The 632-nt window shown below is 62.3% G+C and carries 1 protein-coding gene; it reads right to left on the bottom strand.

The window, feature by feature from the left end; genetic code table 11:
* On the bottom strand, window positions 1–632 hold a 632-nt coding region (locus EAH77_RS25030; protein ID WP_241673535.1), incomplete at both ends, for a condensation domain-containing protein.

The following is a 632-nucleotide window of genomic DNA, read 5'->3' as shown; positions in this document are numbered from 1 at the left end:
CGGCGAGTTGCTCACTCCAGTAGTGCAATTGACGGCTGATGACAGATTCCGGATCGTCTTCCGATCCGAGGACCTGATGCTGCCACAACGTGAAGTCCGCGTACTGCACTTCGAGTGGTGCCCACGTGGGCTCGGTCCCGGCCGTACGCGCCAGATAGGCCGCCATCACGTCACGTGCGAGCGGCGCCATCGACGAACCGTCGGCGCAGATGTGGTGGACGACGACAAACAGAATGTGAACGGGTTCGTCGGCGTCGAGTCGGAAGAGTGCCACGCGCAGCGGCAAGTCGACTGACACGTCGAAGCCGGTGGTGGCGAGTCGTTGCATGCGCTCTGCGAGTTCGTGCTCCCCCAATGTCATTTCACGGACTGGTGGTATTGCCTCGTCGGCGGTGAGCACATTCTGAATCGGATCGCCGCCGACTGCGGGAAACACCGTCCGCAGGGTTTCGTGCCGCTCGACGACGTCGGCGATCGCCTGTTGCATGGCGGTGACGTCGAGGTCACCGGTAAGGCGAACAGCCAGTGGGATGTTGTACGCAGCTGAGCGTGTGTCGAATTGGTTCAGGAACCACATGCGCTTCTGCGCCAACGAGAGCGGGACGTTGCCGTCGCGCTCCATGGGAGTGAGC

Source organism: Ewingella americana, from assembly GCF_006438725.1.
GTDB lineage: Bacteria > Pseudomonadota > Gammaproteobacteria > Enterobacterales > Enterobacteriaceae > Ewingella > Ewingella americana_A.
This window is presented reverse-complemented; position numbering and strand designations above follow the sequence as displayed.